20 protein-coding genes and 1 pseudogene (1 of these 21 only partly in view) are annotated in these 18,476 nt (G+C 58.6%); 12 read left to right on the top strand and 9 right to left on the bottom strand.

The window, feature by feature from the left end; translation table 11 throughout:
• Positions 1–1,881: the 5' portion of a tyrosine-protein phosphatase gene (locus KI231_RS13035; RefSeq protein ID WP_213028503.1), read on the bottom strand. 39 nt of this gene lie to the left of the window's left edge; the window shows 1,881 of its 1,920 coding nt (coding positions 1–1,881); the start codon lies at positions 1,879–1,881; its stop codon lies beyond the left edge, outside the window.
• A 323-nt stretch (positions 1,882–2,204) separates the two neighbouring features.
• Between KI231_RS13035 and KI231_RS13030 the strand changes: the two genes are divergently transcribed.
• Positions 2,205–2,651 carry a hypothetical protein gene (locus tag KI231_RS13030; RefSeq protein WP_213028502.1) on the top strand — a complete coding sequence of 149 codons (447 nt, stop codon included), beginning with the start codon at positions 2,205–2,207 and terminating at the stop codon, positions 2,649–2,651.
• An 89-nt stretch (positions 2,652–2,740) separates the two neighbouring features.
• Here KI231_RS13030 and KI231_RS13025 read toward each other — a convergent pair whose 3' ends face one another.
• Complete coding sequence (locus KI231_RS13025; protein WP_103307369.1) at positions 2,741–2,968, bottom strand: hypothetical protein; 228 nt, start codon at positions 2,966–2,968, stop codon at positions 2,741–2,743.
• A 182-nt stretch (positions 2,969–3,150) separates the two neighbouring features.
• Here KI231_RS13025 and tspO point away from each other — a divergent pair, with 182 nt between their 5' ends.
• Positions 3,151–3,591 carry a tryptophan-rich sensory protein TspO gene (gene tspO / locus KI231_RS13020; protein WP_213028501.1) on the top strand — a complete coding sequence of 147 codons (441 nt, stop codon included), beginning with the start codon at positions 3,151–3,153 and terminating at the stop codon, positions 3,589–3,591.
• Positions 3,591–4,580 carry an alpha/beta hydrolase fold domain-containing protein gene (locus KI231_RS13015; RefSeq protein ID WP_213028500.1) on the top strand — a complete coding sequence of 330 codons (990 nt, stop codon included), beginning with the start codon at positions 3,591–3,593 and terminating at the stop codon, positions 4,578–4,580. Before tspO ends, KI231_RS13015 begins: the two co-directional genes overlap by 1 nt.
• Before the next feature lie 63 nt (positions 4,581–4,643).
• Here KI231_RS13015 and KI231_RS13010 read toward each other — a convergent pair whose 3' ends face one another.
• Together KI231_RS13010 and KI231_RS13005 are read right to left on the bottom strand one after the other, a co-directional pair.
• On the bottom strand, positions 4,644–5,363 hold the full coding sequence (locus tag KI231_RS13010) for an SDR family NAD(P)-dependent oxidoreductase (protein ID WP_213028499.1): 720 nt from the start codon (positions 5,361–5,363) through the stop codon (positions 4,644–4,646).
• A 156-nt stretch (positions 5,364–5,519) separates the two neighbouring features.
• Positions 5,520–5,786 carry a hypothetical protein gene (locus KI231_RS13005; RefSeq protein ID WP_213028498.1) on the bottom strand — a complete coding sequence of 89 codons (267 nt, stop codon included), beginning with the start codon at positions 5,784–5,786 and terminating at the stop codon, positions 5,520–5,522.
• Between the two features lie 691 nt (positions 5,787–6,477).
• Between KI231_RS13005 and KI231_RS13000 the strand changes: the two genes are divergently transcribed.
• Both KI231_RS13000 and KI231_RS12995 read left to right on the top strand, forming a co-directional pair.
• Positions 6,478–8,004, top strand: a complete 1,527-nt coding sequence (locus tag KI231_RS13000; protein ID WP_213028497.1) for a metallophosphoesterase family protein — start codon at positions 6,478–6,480, stop codon at positions 8,002–8,004.
• Between the two features lie 275 nt (positions 8,005–8,279).
• Positions 8,280–8,708, top strand: coding sequence for a thiol-disulfide oxidoreductase DCC family protein (locus tag KI231_RS12995; protein ID WP_213028496.1), 429 nt, complete (start codon positions 8,280–8,282; stop codon positions 8,706–8,708).
• Positions 8,709–8,787: 79 nt separating this feature from the next.
• On the opposite strand, the gene KI231_RS12990 is transcribed toward KI231_RS12995, so the two are convergent.
• The gene (locus KI231_RS12990) at positions 8,788–9,915 is read right to left on the bottom strand and encodes a saccharopine dehydrogenase family protein (RefSeq protein ID WP_213028495.1); all 1,128 of its coding nucleotides are present in this window, start codon (positions 9,913–9,915) and stop codon (positions 8,788–8,790) included.
• Positions 9,916–10,029: 114 nt separating this feature from the next.
• On the opposite strand from KI231_RS12990, the pseudogene KI231_RS12985 reads away from it, so the two are divergent.
• Positions 10,030–10,173: pseudogene (locus tag KI231_RS12985) on the top strand (ABC transporter substrate-binding protein); the annotation flags it as partial.
• 52 nt (positions 10,174–10,225) lie between these two features.
• Entirely contained in the window at positions 10,226–10,441 is a 216-nt protein-coding gene (locus KI231_RS12980; RefSeq protein ID WP_213028494.1) for a PLD nuclease N-terminal domain-containing protein, read from the top strand.
• Here the strand turns inward: KI231_RS12980 and KI231_RS12975 are convergent.
• Entirely contained in the window at positions 10,438–10,872 is a 435-nt protein-coding gene (locus KI231_RS12975; RefSeq protein WP_213028493.1) for an HhH-GDP family DNA glycosylase, read from the bottom strand. The two genes, KI231_RS12980 and KI231_RS12975, sit on opposite strands and share 4 nt — an antisense overlap.
• Positions 10,873–10,953: 81 nt before the next feature.
• Here KI231_RS12975 and KI231_RS12970 point away from each other — a divergent pair, with 81 nt between their 5' ends.
• Entirely contained in the window at positions 10,954–11,319 is a 366-nt protein-coding gene (locus tag KI231_RS12970; protein WP_213028492.1) for a low affinity iron permease family protein, read from the top strand.
• Between the two features lie 64 nt (positions 11,320–11,383).
• Here the strand turns inward: KI231_RS12970 and KI231_RS12965 are convergent, their stop codons facing one another.
• The 3 genes from KI231_RS12965 to KI231_RS12955 all read right to left on the bottom strand — a co-directional run bounded on the left by KI231_RS12965 (position 11,384) and on the right by KI231_RS12955 (position 15,089).
• Positions 11,384–12,610 (bottom strand): zinc-dependent alcohol dehydrogenase, encoded by a 1,227-nt coding sequence (locus tag KI231_RS12965; RefSeq protein ID WP_213028491.1) that lies wholly within the window; start codon positions 12,608–12,610, stop codon positions 11,384–11,386.
• 104 nt (positions 12,611–12,714) lie between these two features.
• On the bottom strand, positions 12,715–13,713 hold the full coding sequence (cydB, locus tag KI231_RS12960) for a cytochrome d ubiquinol oxidase subunit II (RefSeq protein ID WP_213028490.1): 999 nt from the start codon (positions 13,711–13,713) through the stop codon (positions 12,715–12,717).
• Positions 13,710–15,089 carry a cytochrome ubiquinol oxidase subunit I gene (locus tag KI231_RS12955; RefSeq protein WP_213028489.1) on the bottom strand — a complete coding sequence of 460 codons (1,380 nt, stop codon included), beginning with the start codon at positions 15,087–15,089 and terminating at the stop codon, positions 13,710–13,712. Before KI231_RS12955 ends, cydB begins: the two co-directional genes overlap by 4 nt.
• Before the next feature lie 295 nt (positions 15,090–15,384).
• Here KI231_RS12955 and KI231_RS12950 point away from each other — a divergent pair, with 295 nt between their 5' ends.
• From KI231_RS12950 to KI231_RS12935, 4 genes are all read left to right on the top strand, one after another.
• The gene (locus KI231_RS12950; RefSeq protein ID WP_213028779.1) at positions 15,385–15,861 is read left to right on the top strand and encodes a PA2171 family ribosome-binding persister protein; all 477 of its coding nucleotides are present in this window, start codon (positions 15,385–15,387) and stop codon (positions 15,859–15,861) included.
• Between the two features lie 204 nt (positions 15,862–16,065).
• Positions 16,066–17,118 carry an NAD(P)/FAD-dependent oxidoreductase gene (locus tag KI231_RS12945; RefSeq protein ID WP_213028488.1) on the top strand — a complete coding sequence of 351 codons (1,053 nt, stop codon included), beginning with the start codon at positions 16,066–16,068 and terminating at the stop codon, positions 17,116–17,118.
• Positions 17,119–17,172: 54 nt separating this feature from the next.
• Positions 17,173–17,718, top strand: coding sequence for a P-loop NTPase family protein (locus tag KI231_RS12940; RefSeq protein ID WP_213028487.1), 546 nt, complete (start codon positions 17,173–17,175; stop codon positions 17,716–17,718).
• A gap of 36 nt (positions 17,719–17,754) precedes the next feature.
• On the top strand, positions 17,755–18,474 hold the full coding sequence (locus KI231_RS12935) for a hypothetical protein (protein WP_213028486.1): 720 nt from the start codon (positions 17,755–17,757) through the stop codon (positions 18,472–18,474).
• Positions 18,475–18,476: the final 2 nt, after the last annotated feature.

Raw genomic sequence — 18,476 nt, 5'->3', positions numbered from 1 at the left:
GTGACTGTCGCCACCACCGCTGGCCCCCACTTCTGCCCCCACGCTGACCGGGCCAAGGCTGGCCATGAGATTGACGCCACCGCTGAACTGATCGCGATTGTCGAATGCAGCGCGTTGTTCGATATCCAGTCCCAACAAGTGACCTTCGCTATCGACCTGATGCTCGCCGAGTACATGTTCGTAACCCACGCGCGCACCCGGCACCAGTTGCCAATTGCCTAAGGCAATCGGGGCGAAGGACACGTCGAGATTAGCCACAGCGCTGCGACGGGTTTGCGTGTTGTCATCGACATCCAGAGAAAGCTCGCTGCCCTTCTCCTTGAAGCCGGCAAGATCGAGATGGCTGACGCGCACCCCGAGACTCGGCTCCAGCGTCATGCCGCGCACCGGCACGCGATAGCCCAATGCCAAAGTCGCCCCCGTCAGATTGCCGTGAGTGCTGCCCTTGGCTGAACCGAGACCACCGCCGAGGTCACGTTTGCTGTCGTAGTCGGTGTAACCGGCACTGGCGTTGGCATCTATATAGAAGCCGCGCTCCAGACTGGCGAAGCCATAACGGGCGCCAATGTTGAAGAAGGTGAAATCAGTATCCGCTTCGCCACCCGCCCCTCCCACCGAGCCTTTGCTATAACCGAAGCCACCACGGGCGCTGAGTTGTTCGCTGAAACGCTGAGTGATGCCGACCATCAGGCCCTGGCTGTGTTCGTTGCTGCTGTCAGCGTGTGCGGAACCGTCGGTGCCCAAATATCCGGCGAGCGCGGTCGTCCACAAACGATATTGGCCGACTCGCAGATCCGTGCCGCTCGCGAACGGCGCGGCAGCCTGTTCGATCAGCGCGTTCTGACGCAGCATGTAGCTGGCCGCATCGGCGTGAACCTGGCCACCGACCGTGGACTCGACACCGCCCAGAGTGCCGGCGTCGATGGCCGACTGCAGATAATAGTTGTAGGCACTGTAGGTGCCGGACAGGTTGGTGTTCTGCAACTGGCGCAACAACTCGGCACCTGCGGCCGCATTGCCGACCAGTCCCGCCTGCCCCGGCAGACTGTTGTACTCGACCAGTTTGCCGCGCAGCACATAGATCGTTTCCTGCGACAGCCCCAGACCTTGCTTGAGGTAGTTGTCCATGCTGCCGTATTGCGCGCTGACTTCATCGAGACCGGCCTGCAAGTAGCTGGCCTCCACACCGAGCAGCGGCGCGTAAATGGCGGCCATGCTTGGCGGCATGGCTTTGAGGGTCGCGGCGACGCGGGCGGCAGTGTAATCGTTGGTCGCCAAGTAGTTGGCCATGATCGTCGCGTTATCGAGCCCGGCGATGCTCTGCAATACCGCCGCTGTCCAGCCCGTGCGGTCTTTGCCGGCAGTGCAGTGGAACAGTTGAGCAGCGTCGACACTGGCCAGTTCATTGAACAGTTTGGCGAACTGACCGCGCATCCCCGCGTCGCTGACGAACGCGCGGTTGGTCTGCTCCATCATCGCGATCGCGTCGGCGGCGCTGTTGAATGAGATGTTGGTGATGTTCGAGCCGGAGGTGGTGCTGCCGATGATGTCGATGTTTTCGTAGGTCGCGCCGCTGAGCATCGTGTCCGGTGTAGCGGCGATTTCGCTGGGGGTGCGCAGGTCGTAAACGGCTTTGATGCCAAGGCTGTTGAGCGTCGCCAGATCCGCCGTCGACGGCGTCAGCGCATTCGAACGGTAGAACACGCCACTGCGCATCGTGCCGTCATGGGCCGTGGAGTAGGCCGTGGTGAGGCCGGCGATATCACGGAAGTTGTCGATGCTTGTCAGGCGCGGCGTATCGAGAGCAACAGGCCCGGCGGCATGGGCAGCGGCGATGGACAGACTCAGAACGGACAGCGAACACAGAAGACGTTGGAACACAGTGCAGCCTCATGGAATAAGCATTGGGCTGGCTACTATCTGCAATGAAGTGATACCGAATATGACAGATTGACTCTGGATCGAAATGGCTGCGCGATTGGTCCATGGCACGCGTGTTTCGGCCATATCGATACCTTTTTATAGATTTCCCACATGGGGGACTTGGGTGACGGGGAACAGCTGTTTGACTGGATTTCCAGAACCGGCACAATTGCCGACCTTTTGCGACAGGATGTCTCCATGCACCGGATTGAAAATGCGCAGGCTGCCACACGTGGCACATCGGCGTGTCTGAACGGCAGGTCCGTGAAAGGTCCGCGAACATGACCAAACCTTCCCGACAAATCCTTGCGGCGCTTTTCTTCTGCGTTGGTTCATGGGTCGCGTTGTGGGCCGCTTCCCAATGGTGGGAAAAAGCCCTGGCAACGCCTTCGGGCGCAGCGCGCATCAGTCCCAACGGTTGCTACCGAGTTCAGGATTTCAAACCCTTCTGGGTACTGCCCGGCATTTTTCACCCCCGCCCCCATCCGGACGAAACGGTGCCGCTTGCCTGGTTTCCCCGGTGGGAGATACCGGCGTTTTTTCGTCTGTACGATCAGCGCAACGGGCAACTGCTGGGTGAAAGTGAAATTTACGATCTGGTGGCTGATGGCGGGCCTTTGAGCTGGGGTTTCAGAGAGTTGCCCCGGGTCTCCGCCGCCATGATCGACATCGGCCCGAATGCGCCCGACTGCATAGGGGATGAGCCGGAGTCCACTGTCTTACCCTGACTTTGCTTGCGAAGGTGGCGTTTCAGCGTGAATTAGTCCTGGCTGATACGCCCCCTTCGCGAGCAAACCCACTCCCTCAGGGACAGGTGTTAGCCTTCGACCCGAATCTGCGTGATGCCTCGATTCTCGGCTTGCGCAAGGATCTCTGGCGGCGTGGAATCTGCCGTGGGCATGAGCAGACTGTTTTCCGCATCGCCATAATGCAATTCCAGAAGATGCATCGCGGCCTCGTGATCGGCGAGTCGTGGCTGTTTGAGTTCGAGTGAATGTTCACGAGGCTCGCCGTTGAACTGGTATTTCAGAAGATAGGTGTGCATGGTTTCATCCGCGTTGGAAAGAAGAGGTACTGACTATCCTGACTGACCAGTCAGCTCTTGGTTCAACCTCATCACGAACAGCAGATGCTTCAATAAATGTCATTGTTCAATGCAAACTTTTCGCGCCACGGGGCGTCCTTTGTTTACACCCCCGTTAAGCTGACCACAGCTAAGGACTGGCAATGACCTTTTTCATTTTCCTTCTGGCCTGCGCGGCTGCCGCGAGCACGGGCATCATTTTCAAACCGGGCCAGTGGTACGAATCGCTGGCCAAACCCGGCTTTACCCCACCGAACTGGGCGTTTCCGGTGGCCTGGACGGTGATTTATCTGTTGCTGGCCTGGGCCGGCTATCGCTTAAGCCTGATCCCCGGGAGCCAGACGGTGCTGGCTTTATGGGCCGCGCAGATTGCGCTGAATACCTTGTGGACGCCGGTGTTCTTTGGCGCGCATCACATTGTTGCCGGGATGGTGATCCTGACGCTGCTCTGGCTGGTGGTCGCGGCAATGGTGGTGATGGCTGTGCAGCTTGATTTGATCACTGGCCTGATTTTGTTCCCGTATCTGGCGTGGCTGTGTGTTGCCGCAGCCTTGAATTTTTCCATTCTGGTCAAGAATCGCTGATGCCCCACTCCCCCCGTAAAGCACCATGGCCCCAAGGCGAGCGCGAGTTGGCGCAAGTGCGCGAGTTCAACAAGAAACTCGCGTGGTTGCCGCGCTTTAAAATCCGCAATCGCGTCGTGCCACGCCTGATTCAGGCGTTGCTACGTGTCAGTCAGGTTGGCGGCGAAGGCAAGTTGCGCAAGCATGGCCTCCTGGCTGAGCGAAAGAGGATTGATCATCTTGGCGCGGCCGTGCGGATCATTCGGCCAAAGGGTCGAGCCAAAGGCGTGGTGCTGGATTTCCACGGCGGCGGCTGGGTGATCGGCAATGCGCAGATGAATGACAACTTCAACATCGCCATCGTCAATACGTGCAACGTGACGGTCGTCTCGGTGGACTACCGTCTGGCGGTATCGACGCCCATCGAAGGGGTGATGGATGACTGCGTGGCAGCCGCCCGCTGGCTGCTCAGCCAGAACGAATTTGCCGGTCTGCCGGTGATCGTCGTCGGTGAATCGGCCGGCGCTCATCTGGCGGCGGCGACGCTATTGGCGCTGAAAAACTCGCCCGGGTTGCTGCAACGGGTGAACGGCGCACTGCTCTATTACGGCGTCTACGACATGACCGGAACGCCGAGCGTGCGCGAAGCACCGCCAGAAACCCTGCTGCTGGACGGACCTGGCATGGTTGAAGCGCTGCGCAAGCTCACGCCGGACTTGAATGACGAGCAGCGCCGGCAACCGCCGCTGTCCCCGCTGTACGGCGATTTCAGCGGCTTTCCGCCGGCCCTGATGTTTGCCGGTGAGCTGGATCCGTTGCGTGACGACACCCTCGATATCGCCGAGCGCTGGATGAATTCAGCACCCGTCGAGGTGTACCTGTTGCCCTCCTCCCCACACGGCTTCATCCACTTTCCGACAACCATCGCTGAAAGCGTGCTGGCTTACAGCCGTGAGTGGATTTCGGCGCGGGTCGAAGCGCCAGCGTCGATCACTCGTTCAAGTCCTTGATTAGGTCGCTGCCGACAATCGGTGAGACGCCGGCCAACATAACCGCGCGGCTAAACCCTGGTCTCAGAAGCGCTCATCAAATATCGCCGGCAAGGTCAGGTCCTTGACGAAGCTTGCCGAGGACAGACTCAAGATCATCCGCACCACCTGCACGACGTCGTGAACGGGAATGACCTTGCCCTCGCCGCGCTGTTCGGCAAGCACTCTGGGCGTGCTGAGGGGATCGTCGGTATTCAGGTAGCCGAGGTTCAGACAGGTCACGCCCAGGCGTTGCTGCCTGTAGCCTTCGCGTAATGCATCGGCAATGCCCCGTAGTGCGAACTTGGAAGCGCCGAAAGTGACTTCGGGTCGTCCACTTTGCGCCAAGCCAGAAGTCGAGCCGGTCAGAATGATTCTTGGGTTTGCGCTTTTCAGCAGCACCGGCAGCAAGCGTTTTATCAACACAATGGTCGACGTAATGTTGCAGTTGACGATCGCCTGCACCTGATCGTCGTGATCAGCCAGGAAGTCGTACGCGGGGTCGAAAGCCAAGTCCTCCCAGATGCCCAGGTTGTAGATCAGCGTATCCAGCCCGCCTTCGGCAACCGCTCGCTCAATCACCGACACAGCTTTCATGGGTTCAGCCAGATCGGCCTCTATCCACCGCACCTCGATCCCGGGCCTGGAGGGCAGCGTTTCGGGACGGCTACGCGAAACACCAATCAACGTATCGCCCTGCTCACCCAGTCCATCGATAAAGGCTTTGCCCAACCCTTTGCTTGCGCCAACCACCATGGTTTTCACTGACCGTCTCCTTGACCTTCATGCTTATGTGGACGGGCATGCAAACAGGCGATTTACAGATTGGCAATCAACAGGTTGTTTCCAGATGTTCGAGGCAAAAAAAAGCCCGGCTGATGAGGCCGGGCTCTTGTCGAGTACTGCGGTCAAACCCTGCATTCACGCGGCACGGCGTTCGAGCAGACGGTCTGCACCACCTTCGGCAACCAGATTACCTTTGAGGCGATCCGAACCATCGGCAGCGACGGCATCACTGAACAGCAGATCGGTTTGAGTTGCGGCGGCGACCGCGTCGCTGAACAGCGGATCAGTCTGGGTGGCTGCGGCAACCGCGTCGCTGAACAGTGGATCAGTCTGGGTGGCTGCGGCAACCGCGTTCAGGGCGAAGAGTGAGAAGGCAATGCCGAGGAGTGTTTGGCGTTTCATGTTGATGTGCTCCGATGTGCAGTGGTTGGGAATGGAGCCGATCTTACGCCGAGGTGCTGATATGAGAACCTGATTGCGTTAATGGTTGTTATTGATGCAGTCAATGATTCCGCAAAACCGCAATATCAGTGTTGATCTGTCGACCGGAAACGGGTGGAGCAGCCGGCGTGGCTGAATTCCAGCTAATGGACTCCACCTAACGGGGCGATTAGCTCTATTGGCTACTGGCGACTTACGGCCAAAAGCAGTCTATGATCACGCTGCTTCAACTAGCGGGTGTGGTTAGAGCACACCTCTTTTCACCCTCGCTCTATATCGCGATTCCGATACGAGACTCAGCACAAAAGGAACTTATGCATGAGTAAAAAAACCACGGCACGCGCAATCGGCCGAGCGTAATTCGATACTGCTGTCGCCCCCAGATAGCCAGGCGTCCTGAAACCACAAGGCAGTACTTCAGTGATCGCAGACAAAAACGATCATCTCGTACAAGAAATCGTTTCGACGCCGATATCAGGCGGCGTAATCAGTGTTTTTTCAATTATTTATTTTTCCTTTGTCCAGTAATAGGGGATCGCCATAACGCCCCTGCAATAGCGATCTGACGCAGGGAAAAGCGCCTTACCTTAACTTGACTCAAGCCACCATAACCCAAGCACAGCGGCACCCGAACGACGCCAAGGAGAAAGCAATGGGAGCGATTTTCAAACTCGAACACGCGAATATCATGACGTACATCACGTCACGCGCGGACTCGCCGCCCCGAGTGGTCAGGCAGCACCTCAACGAGTTTCTTGAAGCCCTCTCGTACCAGGTCAATCGCTACTTGATCTCGGAGCGCGGTAACGCATTCTGGCTAGATGACATCGCGAATGTCGCACGTGAGGCAGCAAGGAGATTGCACGAAAGTCCCGCGTCGGTTCGTGAACAAACCATCGTTCCTCCGTCGACGTTGGGGCGGGTGCTAGAGGGCCTTAGAGAAGAATTCTCTTCCTTCCCGCTTTATGCGTTGGCGGTAGGCTCAGGCCCCGCGCTTAAGATTGCAGCGCGGGAACTGGCAAGTGAGCAGATGCGTGGACAACTACTCGTGCTCATTCCAGAGAGCAACATATCCGAGCGCAATTTCGAGGTGCTTGATCCTCTGCCTGCCTTTTCCAAAGCGCTCCACGCGGCACCCGACTGGCCGGGATTCTTGTTTTGGACACAATCAGGCGCGAGCGCATTTGTAAAACTGGAAGATCTAGACGAAATCCTTCATGCACTAAGGGACGCACGGTACGGAGCAAGATCACGGCGACCTGGGACGCCCTCAGACTTTGATAATACTCTTCGAGAATGGTCTACACCGCGAGGGCGGAACTACCGTCGCATACTTCACTTGAGTGACCTCCATTTTGGTACGGAAGAAGCGATAGAGAATCAGGCGATCCTTGATTCCGAGCTAAGTGAAATCGTCCAACGTGTGGACCGAGTGGTTATCACTGGTGACTTGTTTGATACGCCAAATAAAAACTATGCAACGCTATTTGGAAACTTCAAACAAAACATCACGAGGCTTTCCGGGGGCCGCGAACCCATCGTAATCCCCGGAAACCATGATCAACGAATGATTGGTGTTTTCGGCGAAAACTACAAACATGTGGCGATGATCGGGTCACAGAAAATCGTCGTTGATGATCAATGCAAGATGATATTCATCTGCTTTAACTCCTCAGAAAAAGGATCCTTCGCACGGGGTCGAATTACCAAATCCCAATTTCGACAGTTGGGAGGCGAGTACCGCACGTTGACAGCCTCGCGGCCGGAATTGAAAGAATATCTGCCCATTGCTTTGGTTCATCACCATCCGTTTTCGTTTGAAGTGCAGGCCGAGACTCTGGTTCAGAAAGCACTCAAGGCGTTTGGTTTCGGAGATGAAGCATTCCTTGTGCTGACTAACGCTGAGGATCTGCACCATTGGTGCATGGACTGGAATGTAAAAACCATTCTCCATGGCCACAAACATAAAGCGCGGTACGTTGAGCGCGAGGTTAAGCGCGACTCACACAGCGCTCGTTTGACGGCGATCGGCTGTGGCAGTTCGCTAGGGGCTGAGGGCTCACCTGTTTCATACAACTTGCTCGAGTGGGAGCCGGCATCACAACGCTGGGTAGCCTCTTTCTTTGAAAGTATCAATGGCGGTGCTTTCCGCGAAACAGTAGCCGCAGTTTCACCGTAAAAGTGATGGCGTTACTCCTGGTCAAACTCGGTGCCGGGTACCCGCTCAGGCAATGACTCAAAACAAACGCCGCTGTTCAATAAACGGCGGCGCTTGTGTGCCAGGACCAGCAGAAATGCCTTCAGAAGCCACTACCCGGTAGCCTCCAAAACACCCAGTCGTATCGACACATAAACGCTCTGCATTGTCCGCAGATAAGCCGGGTATTCCTGGAAGCAGACGCCAATCATCCCCACGGTTATGATCCATTCACCCCAACCCAATGGACTTCCACCATGCCAACCGCGCAACCCCGCCCTACCCCCGCGCCATTGCTCAAGCCCGGCGAAACGGTGGTGCTGTTCGACGGTGTGTGCAAACTGTGCAATGGCTGGGCGCGGTTCCTGATTCGGCATGATCATCAGCGGCGTGTGCGCCTGGCGGCGGTGCAGTCGCCCGAGGGACAGGCGCTGCTCGCGTGGGCGGGGTTGCCGCTGGATCAGTTCGACACCATGGCGGTGATTCGTGACCGGCATTACTGGGAACGCTCGGATGCCTTTTTCGAAGTCATCAAGCAGTTGCCCGGCCGCTGGCAGCCTTTGCGACTGCTGCGCATCTTTCCACGCGTGCTGCGCGACTGGGGCTATGACCGCGTTGCGCTGAATCGTTATCGACTGTTCGGCAAATACGATACCTGTCTGTTGCCCAATCCTGACCACGAATAGCGCTTTCTGAAAATGGCGGCGCCGTCTGCCGCTGACTCCGACAGCTGACCAGCGAGGTCAGCAGCCAGATAGTGTCTGTTCAGCGCTGCCCGTCAGAAAATTGCACGGACAGGCTCAGGTTGGCCGGATCGTTGATCGCCGCAAGGTATTCGTCGACGCTGATTTCCCCTACACATGGCCGGGCACCGGGTGACGGCACGTAGCCCTGAGCCATTTTTGCCGCCAGCGCCACAGCGGCGCAGCTTGGGATTTCCGGCCCCCTGTCATTCAGGGCGGTGAGTTGCGCGGTCATCGACAGCGGTTTGCCGTCAACGCCCACGCCCTGAACATCGATGTACATCGCACTCTTGCCATCGCCGAAGCGTTCGAACCGGGTGCCCAGTCGATGCAGGCGTGCCGCCCAGACGGCATGGTCGCGCACCAGCCCGACTTTCAATGCCTGCGCCAGCAGACCATTGGCAATACCGCCGAGCTTCAGTCCGGCGCCAGCCTTGAAACTGAGGGTGTGTGCGCCATAACGACCGGCAAAGATATCCATGTCCGGCACGTCGACGTTGGCCAGCAACCGGGTGCCCAGTTGCGGCATCTTGCGCAAGGTCAGGTCCAGCCAGCCCGACACTTCCTGCACCTGGCCATTCTTCAGTTGCCGGATCGGTTTGCCGGCGTAGGCCAGCACGCCTTCGATGGTCGACAGCCCCGGCATCTTCGCCGAGGAGGAAATGCCGTGCTCGATGACGCCGATACGGGAGAAGCGATGACGTTGCTGATCAATGATCGCCGAAGACAGCGTTGGCACCGAACTGCAGCCACTGAGGATCGCCACACCTGCGGCTTTCGCCCGCTCATCGAGCAGGCCCACGCCATTGACGAAGGTTCGGCAGTCAGCCAGGTCGCAGTAATTCACCGAGGCGGCGATGCAACTCTCGGCAACCGCATAGGATTGCCCTTGAAACGGGCCACCGGTATGGACCACCAGGTGGATATTGAGCAAACGCAGCGCGGCGCTGAACTCGAGGCCCATGGCATCGCCGCACCAACCTTCGGCGACAGCCCCCGACTGGCTGTTCAGCTCATCGAGCTTGCCTTGCAACTTGTCCGGATTGCGCCCGGAGAGCACCAGCTCCACACCCGGCATGACCGCCAGATGCCGGCAAACAATGCTGCCGAAATTACCGTAGCCACCGACGACCATCACCCTGAACGACATTTCCACTTCCCTACTGACCGGCTGCTGTTTTTCCCGATTGCGCACATCCGCACACGGAGCGTGAAGGATATCGGGCCCGGCGCCGGCAAGCCAATGCCATGACATCAAACGCTCAACGACCCGGTGTTATCGCGCCTGCGTGCCGTGCGCAAGAACCGCATGATCGACATTCCCTTCACCCATTTACAGCCGACGGTCAACAGCGGTGCGGTCGCCCTGCATCTGGCCCGGCAACTCAAGGCACTCAACGAAAATTAAATGAACCCGCCGCACCACACGCCACCTAACAAACACCATCAGGAGGTAGCCAATGCAAATCGAAACCATGTGGATCGTACTGGCGGCAGTTCTTCTGCTTATTGAACTGTGGGCCATCAATCGGGTGCGTAAAAGCGAGGGCAAATCGAGTAACAAGGGGGTATGGATTGTGCTGATCGTGTTTGTGCCGCTGTTCGGACTGATCGCCTGGGCAATCGCCGGGCCTAAACACATCAGCCAGAATACGGCGTCGCATCCGGGTCGTTAAGGGAACAGCAGCGCGCCGGCTTCACGCATGAAAATCTCGACGGTCTTCGGGCCGATCCCGTCAAATTCCGCCAGGCGTTGCTCGAACGCCTGGCGATCGGCACTTGCGGCAACGATATTGCCGACCTTCCCCGCGTATTCATCATTGAGCTTGTGAGCCAACGCCAAAAGCCGCTTTGCTGTGGTTTCGTCGTAACGCACGTAATGTGCCTCGCCGAGCATCGCCACCAGTTCCCGATAGCTGCAATTGGCCAACTTGCGCGGCGTATCACGCTGCCGTTTTTCCACGATCACTCGATAGGCCTGTGCCGCAATGTCGGCCTGGATGCGTTTGCCCATCAGAAAACTGGCGATCAACCATTTGAACAGCGGCGTCTCATCGCCGTGGCCGAAGTGGATATGCAGGTCCTGCGCGGTGATCGTTTTACTCATTGAGCACTCCGCAATTGTAAAAAAGAATTTCAAAGGTTTGCCGGGGTCTATGCCCTACCTTCCTCAAGAGCTCGTCCATTCATGAAATTTGCGTCTTTCTGTCAAGCCCTGTCCAATTGGGCCGGCAGCTCGAAAACCTTTGTCGCCGCGATCGTCCTGATCATCATCTGGGCACTGACTGGCCCGTACTTTCACTACAACGACACCTGGCAACTGATCATCAACACGTCGACCACGATCATCACGTTCCTGATGGTGTTCCTGATCCAGAACACACAAAACCGCGACAACGATATCTTGCACCTGAAGATCGATGAGCTGATCCGGGCCACCACCGACGCACAGAATGCAACGCTGTGCCTGGACAAAATGGGTACCCGGGAACTGCGCAAACTGCGTGCGCATTACAGCTCCCTCGGGGAAAACGACGAGATCAATGTCGACTAGACCGCAGACTGAACGACTGAAAGTGGAGTGCATGGGGCACTCCACTTTCTGCTCTATCAACCGATCAAGTTGCTGGCACTAAAGCAGGTGTCTCAATCGTCTCCGCCAACGGCACATCACTGCCGCCCGGCGTGAGGATCACCTTGCGGCAGTTTTGCTCTTTCTTGTCGAAGATCTTGTAGCCCTCGGCGGCCTGTTCCAGAGACATCCGGTGGGTGATGATCGCCTCTGGCTGCAAGCGCCCGGTCTCGATATGGCCGAGCAGTTCGGGCAGGAAGCGCTGCACGTGGGTCTGGCCCATCTTGAACGTCAGGCCTTTATCGAATGCATCGCCAAACAGGAAACCGTGGATCGGTCCGGAATACACGCCGGGCACACTCACCACCCCGCCCCGGCGCACCGCCGCAATGCATTGGCGCAACGCCTTGCCGCTGCCGCCCTCGATTTTCAGCGTGGCCATGATGGTTTCCGTGGTACTGCCCTTGGCTTCGAAGCCCACTGCGTCGATCACCGCATCGACACCACGACTGCCGGGCGTCTGGCGAATGATGGTGTCGGCCGGATCATCGTCGTCATCGAAGTTGATCGGGATCACGCCGTAGGTGCGCTGCGCATACTCCAGCCGATAGGCGTGGTGATCGACCATGAAGATGCGTTCGGCACCGAGCATTCGCGCGCAGGCAGCGCTAAGCAAGCCGACTGGCCCCGCGCCGTAGATCGCGATGCTTGAACCCTGGCCGATACCGGTGTTGGTCACGGCTTGCCACGCGGTCGGCAGGATGTCGGAGAGGAACAACACTTTCTCGTCCGACAACGTCCCCGGCACTTTGAACGGCCCGGTATTGGCCTTTGGCACCCTCACCAGCTCTGCCTGGCCACCGGGAATGCCGCCATACAAACGGCTATAACCGAACAGTGCAGCCGGCGGCGGGATGACCTTTTTGTTCAGCGCCCCGCCCGGGCCCGAGTTGGTCGTTTCGCAAGCAGCGTACTGTTGCAGTTGGCAGAAGAAGCAATCACCACAGGCGATCACGAACGGAATCACCACCCGATCGCCACGCTGTACCGCCGTCACCGCCGACCCCGTTTCCTCGACGATGCCCATGAACTCATGGCCGAAGATATCGCCATGCTCGACCGTGGGAATCTTGCCGCGGTACAGATGCAGGTCCGAGCCGCAAATGGCCGTGGCCGTGACCCGCAGAATGATATCGTCCGGGGCTTCGATGATCGGGTCCGGCACGGTTTCGACTCTGACATCATGGGCGCCGTGGTAAGTCATTGCTCGCATGGGGGTGTCCTCGTACGTTCGAATGAAAGGATGGCTGCTTCAATTTCGGAAGGACAAAGGCCGATGCGAGTTCATAACGTTTGGGCCTATTCGGATCAGTGGCGTCATTCGCCAATCCGCACCTTGCCGCTGAAGACTTTGAAGCCATAGGTGTTGTAGACCAGCGTCAGCGGAATCAGCACGGCGAAACCGATCAGCATGAACACCTGACTTTTCGGGCTGGACGTGGCGGCTTGCAAGGTCAGATCCGGCGGCACGATCAAGGGAAACAACGCCGTCAGCATCAAGGCAAATGCGAGGATGAACACAGCCAACGCCGCGAACAACGGCAAGGCGTTGAAGCGGCTGCGAAACCCCAGCAAGAAGAATGCGAGCAATGCGATCAGCAGCGCTGTCGACGGCAGCCACACACGAGCGTCGGTCAGTCGTTGCCAATACTGCCCCTGCAGCAGCGCCGTCCAGAGCACCAGCACCAGCAACAATCCCACGGTGACCAGCGCCAGCACTTTCGCCTGGCGTGCGCAGCGTTTTTGCAGGTCATCCACGGTGCGCCAGTACAGCCAACTCGCCCCCAGCCACGCGTAGCCCGACACCAGCACCAGACCACAAAACAACGGAAACGGCGTCAGCCATTCAGCGCCATTGCCGCTGTACTGACCATTCGCGTGCGGCACACCCTGCACCAACGTCCCCAGTACTACCCCCTGAATGGCACCGGTGGCCAGCGAACCGACCAGCAACACGCCATCGACCATGCGCTTGGTCTTTTCGCTCGGCGCGTAGTCGCGAAACTCAAGGGCCACCGCGCGCAGAATCAACGCCAGGAACATCAGAATAAAAGGCAAATACAACGCCGGCAGCAGCACCGCATACGCCAACGGAAACAGCGCCAGCAGCCCGCCGCCACCCAGCACCAGCCACGTTTCGTTGGCGTCCCAGATCGGCAGAATCGTCACAGCCATGGCGCGACGATCATGGCCGGATCGGGTCAGCCCCATCAGCATGCCCACACCGAGGTCGGTGCCATCTAGCAGCACATAATTCATCACCGAAAAGGCCAGGGCGGCGGCACACAGCAGCGTGATCCAGTCGGTGTCGATCATCGGGAGTGCCCCGTTTCATCGGCCAGGGTCGGCTGCGGTCCGGGTTCATCTTTGTGAGGTGGTTCGCGCAAAACGCGCAACAGCACCCACAGCCCAATGCCGAAGATCAGCAGATAAAACAGCAAGATCAGCCAGGTCGATGTCAGCACCTGCGCGCGGGAAACCGGCGACAGACTGTCCGACGTGCGTAACAGACCGAAGACGGTGAACGGCTGTCGGCCAACCTCGGTGACGACCCAGCCGCTGAGCATCGCCACAAAACCTGCCGGCGCCAGCAGCACGCTACTCCACAACCACCAGCGTGCGACGTAGAGTCGTTGCCGCCGACGCATCAGCAGACTGACCACGCCCTGCCCCAGCATCAACAGGCCCAGCCCGACCATCAGGCGAAAGGCGAAAAACACCGGCGCCACCGGCGGAATGTCCTGCGGCGGGAACTCGTCCAGCGCGGCGATGCTGCCGCTCAAGTCGTGCGTCAGATATAGAGAGCCGATGCGCGGGATCGCCACCTCCCAGTGATTGCGGCGCTCGCTCATGTCCGGCCAGGCAAACACACGCAAGGGCTCGCCCGCCCCCTCGCCCGGGCGAGTCCAGGAACCTTCGATGGCCGCAACTTTTTGCGGCTGGACCTGCAAAGTGTTTTGCCCGTGCAGATCGCCGACCACAATCTGCACCGGCATCAGCACGACAATCGTCCACAGCGCCATGGAAAATTGCAGGCGCGCCCGCGGATTGCCCGACGCCTTCAACAGTTGCCACGCACTGGCGCCAGCCACCAGGGTGGCGGTGCCGAGCAGCGCGGCCAGGGTCATGTGCAGCAGACGATAGGGAAACGACGGATTGAAGATGATCGCCCACCAGTCTTCGGCGACGAAGCGGCCGTCGGCGGCAAGCGCATAGCCCACGGGCGTTTGCATCCACGAATTGGCTGAAAGGATCCAGAACGCGCTGATCAACGAGCCCGCTGCCACCGAACACGTGGCAAAAAAATGCAAACGCGGGCCGACCTTTTTCATGCCGAACAGCATGATCCCGAGGAAACCGGCCTCAAGAAAAAACGCTGCGAGCACTTCGTAAAACATCAAGGGCCCGAGCACATCCCCCGCCTGCACCGCCAGCCGCGACCAGTTCAGCCCGAACTGATATTCCAGAATCAGCCCTGAAGCGACGCCCACCGCCACATTGAGGGCAAATACCTTGAGCCAGTAGCGATAGATATCCAGATAGATCTTGCGCCCGCTCTTCAGCCAAAGCGCTTCGAGGACCATCAGGAAATTCGCCAGGCCGATGCTCAACGCCGCCAGCACGATATGAAAACTGATGGTGATCGCGAACTGGCTGCGCGCCGCCATCAGCGCGGATTCAACGGTATCCATGGCGGCGTCCGGTTTGCGGGTTGTTGCGCATCACGTCGTCCTCGTATCGCCTGTTGCGCGTTGGACATCAGCGCGGCCGCGCAAATTCATCCCAAGCGGTGATCTGCAATGCCGGCCGGGGGCTGTTCATGCAGGCTGCACGAAGGCCTTTTGCCCCGGCCTCGCGCAAACCCTTGCGCCAGCGCGGTTGGCGGTTTCGGCGCGAGTTGGCACAGCAAATGCGACAGCTTCAGGGACTCCACAGCACCGTGGCACAACGGCCTGTGTTCAATCCGTGAAAGCAGAGGCAACCCCCATGAACGCCATCGACCTTCTCAAAGCCGACCATGAAAAAGTGAAAGGCATCTTGTCGCAACTCAGCGAATCCACCGACCGGGCGCTGAAAAAACGCACGGAACTGTTGGCCAAGCTGGAAATGGAAATCTCGATCCACACCCGCCTCGAAGAAGAAATCCTCTACCCGGCATTCAAGGAGGCCGGCAGTAAAGAGCAGGACATCATGTACTACGAAGCCAAGGAAGAGCACCGCACCGTGGACTCGCTGGTCCTGCCGGATCTGAAAATGACCGACCCCGGCACGCCCGAGTTCGCAGGTAGAGTGAAAGTGGTCAAGGAGCTGTTGGAGCACCATATCGAAGAGGAAGAAACAGAAATGTTTCCTCAGGCGAAAAAACTCCTCGGCAAAGCCAGACTCGATGAACTCGGCGCCGAAATGGAAGCGATGAAAGCCAGTTACAAAAAGGACATAGCAGCCGGCAACATGGCCGCGTAAGCACCCGCAGCCACCCCGAGCCCGGCAGAAATGCCGGGCTTTTTCGCGTCTGATTTAACGACCACTGAAGATCTCCCATGGGAGGGGGCTTGCTCCCGAAGGCGGCAGGTCAGCCGCAATCAATTCTGAATGCCAAGCTACATTCGCGAACCAGCCCGCGCCGAGCTGTAGTACCGTCACCCGGTAAACAACAGGGAGGTGGATATGGAACAGGGAGCAGGCAAGCGCATCGTGGTCATTGGTGCAGGCATCGTCGGCGCGTCACTGGCGTATCACCTGGCGGGCAAAGGTGCCGACGTCACGCTGATCGAGGCCGAAGACATCGCGTGCGGCGCCACGGGACGCTCATTCGGCTGGATCAACGCCACTTACGCCGGGCCCGATCCTATCGCGCAACTGCGCGGTGCGGCGATCAACGAATACCGCCGACTCGAAACCGAACTGCCCGCGCTGAAAATACGCTGGACCGGCGCGCTGTCCTACGGCGCGAGCATTGATGACATCGCGCAAGCGTCTGCAACCCTGCTGCCACGCGCCGAGATTCTCGCCCGTGAGCCGAACCTCAAGCATCCCCCGCAGCAAGCCCGTTTCGCCGCCGAAGAAGGCGCACTCGAACCGGCGCCCGCGACCCATGCCTTGATCGCCGGCGCCCAGTCCTTTGGCGCCCGGGTACTCACACAGACCCGAGTGCTCGGGTTCACCCTCAGCGGCACTCAGGTAACCGGCGTTGAAACCACCACAGGCATTATCGCCAGCGACATCGTCGTCATCGCAGCAGGCACCGGTATTCCCCATCTGACCGCCCTGCTCAACGCCGCGCTGCCCATTGCGGCCGCCCCGGTCATCCTCATTCGCTACAAGACCCAGGCCGATGTCGTGCGCGGCATCATTTCCAACCCACAAATGGAAGTTCGGCAAGGTGCGGATGACACCTTGCTGGCTGCGGAGGATTACCTCGACGACACGCCGCAAAATTCTCCGCAAGCGATCGCACTGCGAACCGCCAACGCCATTCAGAACGAACTTCACGGGATCACGTCCATCGAGCCAGAGTCCGCCTGCATCGGCCTCAAACCCGTCACTGCCGATAGCCTGCCCATCGTCGGCTTCCTGCCTAATGTCACTGGCGCCTACGTGTGCTCGATCCACCCCGGCGTCACACTGGCCGCAATCGTCGGCCGACTCGCCAGCGAGGAAATAATCGACGGCCAATCATCGGCCGCCCTCGCCCCGTGTCGTCCCGCGCGATTCCTGTAAATTCAGGCCGCACTTGATTTAGACTTGGCGGCTTTTTTCGCAAAGGATTTGCACATGCAGCGCATCGTTATTCTGGGCAACTCGGGCAGTGGAAAATCGACCCTCGCCCGGAACATTGGCCGACGTCTGGGTCTGCCCGTGGTGCATCTCGATCCGCTGTTCTGGGAGCCCGGCTGGATCGAGCCGGATAACCAGATGTTCCGCGAGCGGGTACGACACGCCATCGCCGGTGACGCTTGGGTCTGCGAGGGCAATTATTCGCGACGTACTTTCGATCTGCGGCTGCCCCGTGCGGATCTGATTATCTGGCTCGATACGCCGCGCCTGACCTGTTTGGGCCGGGTCATTCTGCGCAGCGTGTTGAACCGGCCACGCGCAGACCTGCCGGCCGGTTGCACTGAGCGGCTGGATAAAGCATTTCTGGGTTTTCTGAAGTTCGTCTGGCACTTTGATCGGGTCAATCGCCCGAGCATTGACGCTAATCGCTTGGCCATCGGCGCGCAAATTCCGGTCGTTCACCTGCGAGGCTCGCAGCAGATTTCGGCATTTCTGGCCGGTCTGTCGACTCAAGCTCAAACCGCTGAAGCCTCACACATCTGAAGTGAAACCAGAACTGCCTGTTCGGAGTGTTTACCGATGAAAATCTACTGGCCGATGTTCTGGTCTCAAAACCGAGGCATCGACTACGGCGCCGCCACGCTTCGCCTCGATGAAATATTGCCAAGCGTTGGCGCAAGAACCTTCGCGTTCTTTGATAACAACGACCTTCCAGCCGACGGCGAAACCATCCATCTAGTCTGGTGCCCGCCTGTTTCCGACTTGAACGACTGGAGTGAACAGCCTTCGGAAATTACCCAAAGCTACCTCTTGAAGGCCAACGTGGTCGGCGCAGTTCAAGCCCCCGCCTCAACAACAGAAGCCTCGCGCCGCGCCCACTCTGGCAAACGCGAATATGAGCTTGATGTGCTTTCCTGCGAACGTTTTCTGTCGGTGCTGCAAGCACTCCCGGCGCACTCAAACCCATGGGATCTACTCGGCAATGCATGGGCGTGGGAGCGAATCTCGTGGTCCGGCAGCGCGGTCGTTGAAGGAATGACCTATCTGACCGCGACAGCGAACGAGGCTTTTATGGAATTGATTTTCGAGGAGATCGACGAGCAGATCATCGGGCTCTTCTCGTTGCACATCGATCCGGGTGGTGTGTTTCAGGATTTCGGCAGAAAAACACTGACGGGCGAAGAACGGCGGTTAATCAAACAGGCACTCGACACCGCGCAGACACTGCATGACTCACAGCCGGCTTACCTTGTGGACCGCGCACTGACCTCAGCGCACGATAAAAATGGCAGCGAGTGAGT

It is taken from the genome of Pseudomonas sp. Seg1 (assembly GCF_018326005.1).
Taxonomy (GTDB): domain Bacteria; phylum Pseudomonadota; class Gammaproteobacteria; order Pseudomonadales; family Pseudomonadaceae; genus Aquipseudomonas.
The sequence above is the reverse complement of the archived record's forward strand: the minus strand, read 5'-3'. Positions and strand labels throughout refer to the sequence as shown.